The organism is Streptomyces sp. NPDC055078, assembly GCF_053607985.1.
Map to the genome: position 1 here is coordinate 1 of NZ_JBSGUP010000711.1, position 4,098 is coordinate 4,098.

The 4,098-nt window shown below is 74.1% G+C and carries 4 protein-coding genes; 1 reads left to right on the plus strand and 3 read right to left on the minus strand.

The window, feature by feature from the left end; translation table 11 throughout:
• The 3 genes from ACWF94_RS35265 to cobM form a co-directional block, all read right to left on the minus strand.
• Window positions 1-791, minus strand: a 791-nt coding sequence (locus tag ACWF94_RS35265; protein ID WP_453498213.1) for a cobalamin biosynthesis protein, incomplete at its 3' end; no start/stop codon positions are given.
• Entirely contained in the window at window positions 788-2,140 is a 1,353-nt protein-coding gene (gene cbiE, locus ACWF94_RS35270; RefSeq protein WP_453498216.1) for a precorrin-6y C5,15-methyltransferase (decarboxylating) subunit CbiE, read from the minus strand. The genes cbiE and ACWF94_RS35265, both read right to left, overlap by 4 nt.
• Window positions 2,137-2,955 (minus strand): precorrin-4 C(11)-methyltransferase, encoded by an 819-nt coding sequence (gene cobM / locus ACWF94_RS35275; RefSeq protein ID WP_453498219.1) that lies wholly within the window; start codon window positions 2,953-2,955, stop codon window positions 2,137-2,139. Before cobM ends, cbiE begins: the two co-directional genes overlap by 4 nt.
• 83 nt (window positions 2,956-3,038) lie before the next feature.
• Here cobM and ACWF94_RS35280 point away from each other — a divergent pair, with 83 nt between their 5' ends.
• Complete coding sequence (locus ACWF94_RS35280; RefSeq protein ID WP_453498222.1) at window positions 3,039-3,761, plus strand: ZIP family metal transporter; 723 nt, start codon at window positions 3,039-3,041, stop codon at window positions 3,759-3,761.
• Window positions 3,762-4,098: the final 337 nt, after the last annotated feature.

Genomic DNA, 4,098 nt, shown 5'->3' on the forward strand with positions numbered 1-4,098 from the left:
ATACCGGCCAGCAGACCGGCCGGATGGGTCACCAGCGGCACTCCCAGCCGCCGCGCCGTGCCCACGATCCCCGGCTCCGACGCCTTCGCCTCGACCGTCGCCAGTTCGCGGACACTCGACGCGGACAGACCGGCGTCCCGCAGCGCCCGCGTCACCAGGTCGAACACCTCGTCCTCGGGTGCCCCGCTGGACGCGCCGACCCCCACGACCAGCGACGGCGGTCGCAGCACCGCCTCCGCGCCGCTGGACTCCACCACCCGGTCCGTCACCCGCAGCACCGCCGCCGCGGGAGCGGGCCCCACCCCCGGCGGCAGCGGCGGCAGCGGCCACACCGCGTCCGCGCGCAACTGCACCGCTTCCCCGTCGAGCAGCGCCCGGGTCACGGATGCCACCGCGCCCTCCACCGGCCAGCCCAGGGTGTCGAGGCCCGGGACGTCCACGGCATCGGTGGCGGTGGTGATCACCGGCTCGCAGCCCAGCACCCCGGCCACCTGTCCCGCGAGTTCGTTCGCCCCGCCGCCGTGCCCTCCGACCAGGGACACCGCGTACCGCTGCCCCTCGTCCACACACACCACACCCGGATCCACCGTCTTGCCCGCCAGCAGCGGGGCGATCAGCCGGACCACCGCGCCGGTCGCGAGAAAGCACACCAGCTGCTCGCACTCACCGAACGCGCGCTCCACGGCGGCGCGCACGGGCCCCTCGTACACCCGGGTACGGCCGGGCCAGGCCACCGCGAGCCGGTCGCGGGCGGCGGCACCGGCAGCCGTCGCGGAGATCAGGCCGATCACTGAACTGTTCCTTCCGCAGAGCTTCCCGTGGGACGGTCGCCCCACAGGACAAAGACCGGGTTCATGGCGGCGAGCCTTGTCACATCTCCCGGCAGCGGTGCGAGGCGCCCCGAGTTCAGCAGAACTCCGTCCACCGCGTAACCCCCCACGGCGAGCGCGGTCCGTACCGAGGGCACCCGGTCGAGCGCCGCCAGGGCGACGACCACCGTGCGCCGGGCCCGCCGCGCGCACTCCGCGACGATCGCGGGCAGCTCATCGCCCCCGCCGCCGACGAACACCGCGTCCGGGTCCGGCAGCCGGGACAGAGCGGCGGGCGCGGTCCCGTGGACGGCGGTGACGTCGACGCCGTGCGCAGCGGCGTTCGCCCGGATACGGGCCACGCCGTCCGGGGCCTTCTCCACGGCGACCGCCGCCGCGCCGAACCGCGCGCACTCCACGGCCACCGACCCCGACCCGGCGCCGATGTCCCACACCAGATCACCCGTACGCGGCCCGAGCCTGGCCAGCGCCAGCGCCCGTACCTCGAACTTGGTGATCATCGAGTCACGGTGGTCGAACGCGCTCTCCTCCAGCGCCCACCGGCCGGGCCCCGGCCGGGCGAGGGTGAGCTGCCCGGGGGCCAGCGCCCGCGCCTCGTCCAGACAGAGCACCACGCTCACCGCGTCCCAGGAACGCGCCGCCGCCTGCGCGGGCGTCAGCCGCTCGACGCGCTCGCGCTCCGGATCGCCGAGCGCGGAGGCCACCACCAGCACCCGGTCCGTGTCCAGCAGCGCGGCCCCCAGCTCGGCGGGGCCCGCGCCCGGCCCGGTCAGCACAGCGGTCTTGGGGTGCGCCCGGCACACATGCACGGCCGTACGCAGCGCCCGGCCGTGCGCACTGACGACGACCGCGTCGTCCCAGGGCAGCCCGACGCGCGCGAACGCGACCGCGATCGAGGGGGCCCCGGGCCGGACATCGAGGGCTTCCGGACCGAATCGCTCCGCCAGCGCCCTGACGATCCCGAAGAACCCGGGGTCACCGGAGGCCAGGACCACCGCTCGCGGTTCGCCGGTCCCGACAGGCTTCGCGGAATTCTCCGGGTTCTCGCGCTGCTCCCGTTGCTCCGGCTGCTCCCGTCGCTTTGGTTGTCCCCGTTGCCTTGGTTGTTCCCGTTGCTCCGGTTGTTCCAGTTCCGCCAGCTTTTTCAGCGCCGGTTCGAGCGGGCCCAGCACGATCCGCTCGGCCCCGGCGGGCACCGGGGCCGCCGCAAGATGCCGTCGCGCGCCCACCACCAGCGTCGCAGCCGACAGCGTCGCGGCGTCTCGCGCGGACAGTGGGGCCCCCGTCCCCGTACCGATCACCGTGATCATGGTGTGGCGCCCTGCGCGCGCAACGCCCTGCGGGCGGCCGGATCGGCCCGGCGGAAGCCATGGAAGTGCCCCGGGTGGTACAGATGCGACCGCGTCCCCGACGCCGACAGGGCGGGGCCGACCAGGAACAGCGTGTGCTTCCAGAGCTTGTGCTCCTTGACGGTCTCCTCCAGGGTGCCGATCGTGCAGCGCAGGATCAGCTCCTCCGGCCAGGTCGCCTGATAGGCGATCACCACCGGAGTGGTCGTCGGATAGCCGCCCTCCAGCAGCTCCTGCGTCAGCTGCCCCGAACGCGCCGCCGACAGGAACAGCGCCATCGTGGTGCCGTGCCGGGCGAACTCCCGCACCTCCTCGCCCGGCGGCATGGGCGTCTTCCCGCCACCCAGCCGGGTCAGGATCACCGACTGCGCCACCTCCGGAATCGTCAGCTCCCGCTGGGCTATCGCGGCGACCGCCGAGAACGACGAGACGCCCGGCACGATCTCCACCTCGATGCCCAGCTCCGCGCACCGGTCGAGCTGTTCCTGCGTACCGCCCCACAGGGCGGGGTCGCCGGAGTGGACACGGGCCACCCTCAGCCCCTCGTCGCGCGCCCGCCCGTACACGGTGACGACGTCCTCCAGCGACATGCCCGCCGAGTCGAGGATCTCGGCGCCCTCCCGGGCGTGCCCGAGCACCTCGGCCTGTACCAGGCTCGCCGCCCAGATGACGATGTCGGCGGCGGCGATGGCACGGGCCGCGCGGAACGTCAGCAGGTCGGCGGCACCGGGTCCGGCGCCCACAAAGGTCACCTTGCCGGGAACGGCATCGGCCATGAGCGGGGGTCCTCTCGCGTCAAACGGGTGATCGGGCGGGTCCGGAAGGGAAATCAGTCGGGTCGATCCGCTAGCAAGAGCGCATGGCGGTGTTCGTCGCGCTCGGCGCGTTCCTGATGACGCTTTTCGGCGGGTGGACGGCGCAGCGCGTCACCGACCGCCGCCACCTCGTACTGGGGCTGGCCGGTGGACTGATGCTCGGTGTGGTCGGCCTCGATCTGCTGCCCGAGGCGCTGGAGGCGGCGGACCACCGGGTGTTCGGCGTCCCTCAGGCGCTGCTTCTGTTCGTCGGCGGCTTTCTGCTGGCACATCTGGTGGAACGGCTGCTGGCGGTCCGCCAGGCCGCCCATGGCGCGGCGGACGAGAAGGTGCCGCAGGTCGGACTGACGGCGGCCGCCGCGATGGTCGGGCACAGCCTGATGGACGGCATCGCCATCGGCGCGGCGTTCCAGGTGGGCGAGTCCATGGGGCTGACCGTGGCCCTCGCGGTCGTCGCGCACGACTTCGCGGACGGCTTCAACACGTACACCCTGGCCAGCCTGTACGGGAACACCCGCCGCAAGGCGGTCGCGATGCTCGTCGCCGACGCGATCGCGCCCGTCGTCGGCGCGGCGTCGACGGAGCTGTTCACCATTCCGGTCGAACTCCTCGGCAGCTACCTCGGGTTCTTCGGCGGGGCCCTGCTCTACCTCGCCGCCGCCGAGATCCTCCCCGAGGCCCACCACACCCACCCCGCCCGCTCCACCCTGCTGTGCACGGTCGCCGGAGTGGGCTTCATCTGGCTGATGGTGGGCGTCGCGGAGTGAGGGGGCGGGTGCCGGGTCCGGGTCCGGGTCCGGGTCCGGTGCCGAGCGCGGGCCGGGGAGTTGGCCCGTGACAGGGGAACAGCGCTGGTTCGGCTTCGCGTGTCGTCCCGTGGCGGGTTCCGGGTCCGGGTCCGGGTCCGGGACCGGGACCGGGAGTCGGCCCGTGACCGGGAGGCGGTCGGTGACCGGGGCGCAGCCCGGGTCCGGGAGCCGGTCCGCAGGCCCCGGCCCCGGCCCCGGACCCAGATCCGGGCACCGCAATCCGGGGGAGGCGCCGAGGGTTTCGCGGGAGGGGCTCACAGCTTTCCTCCCCGGCCGCCGTCGCGCGGTGCGGGCG

What these genes read in the sequence shown, in the direction of transcription:
- cbiE (WP_453498216.1), bottom strand. Translation starts at nt 2,140, where the DNA reads ATGATCACGGTGATCGGTACGGGGACGGGGGCCCCACTGTCCGCGCGA.
- cobM (WP_453498219.1), bottom strand. Translation starts at nt 2,955, where the DNA reads ATGGCCGATGCCGTTCCCGGCAAGGTGACCTTTGTGGGCGCCGGACCC.
- ACWF94_RS35280 (WP_453498222.1), top strand. Translation starts at nt 3,039, where the DNA reads ATGGCGGTGTTCGTCGCGCTCGGCGCGTTCCTGATGACGCTTTTCGGC.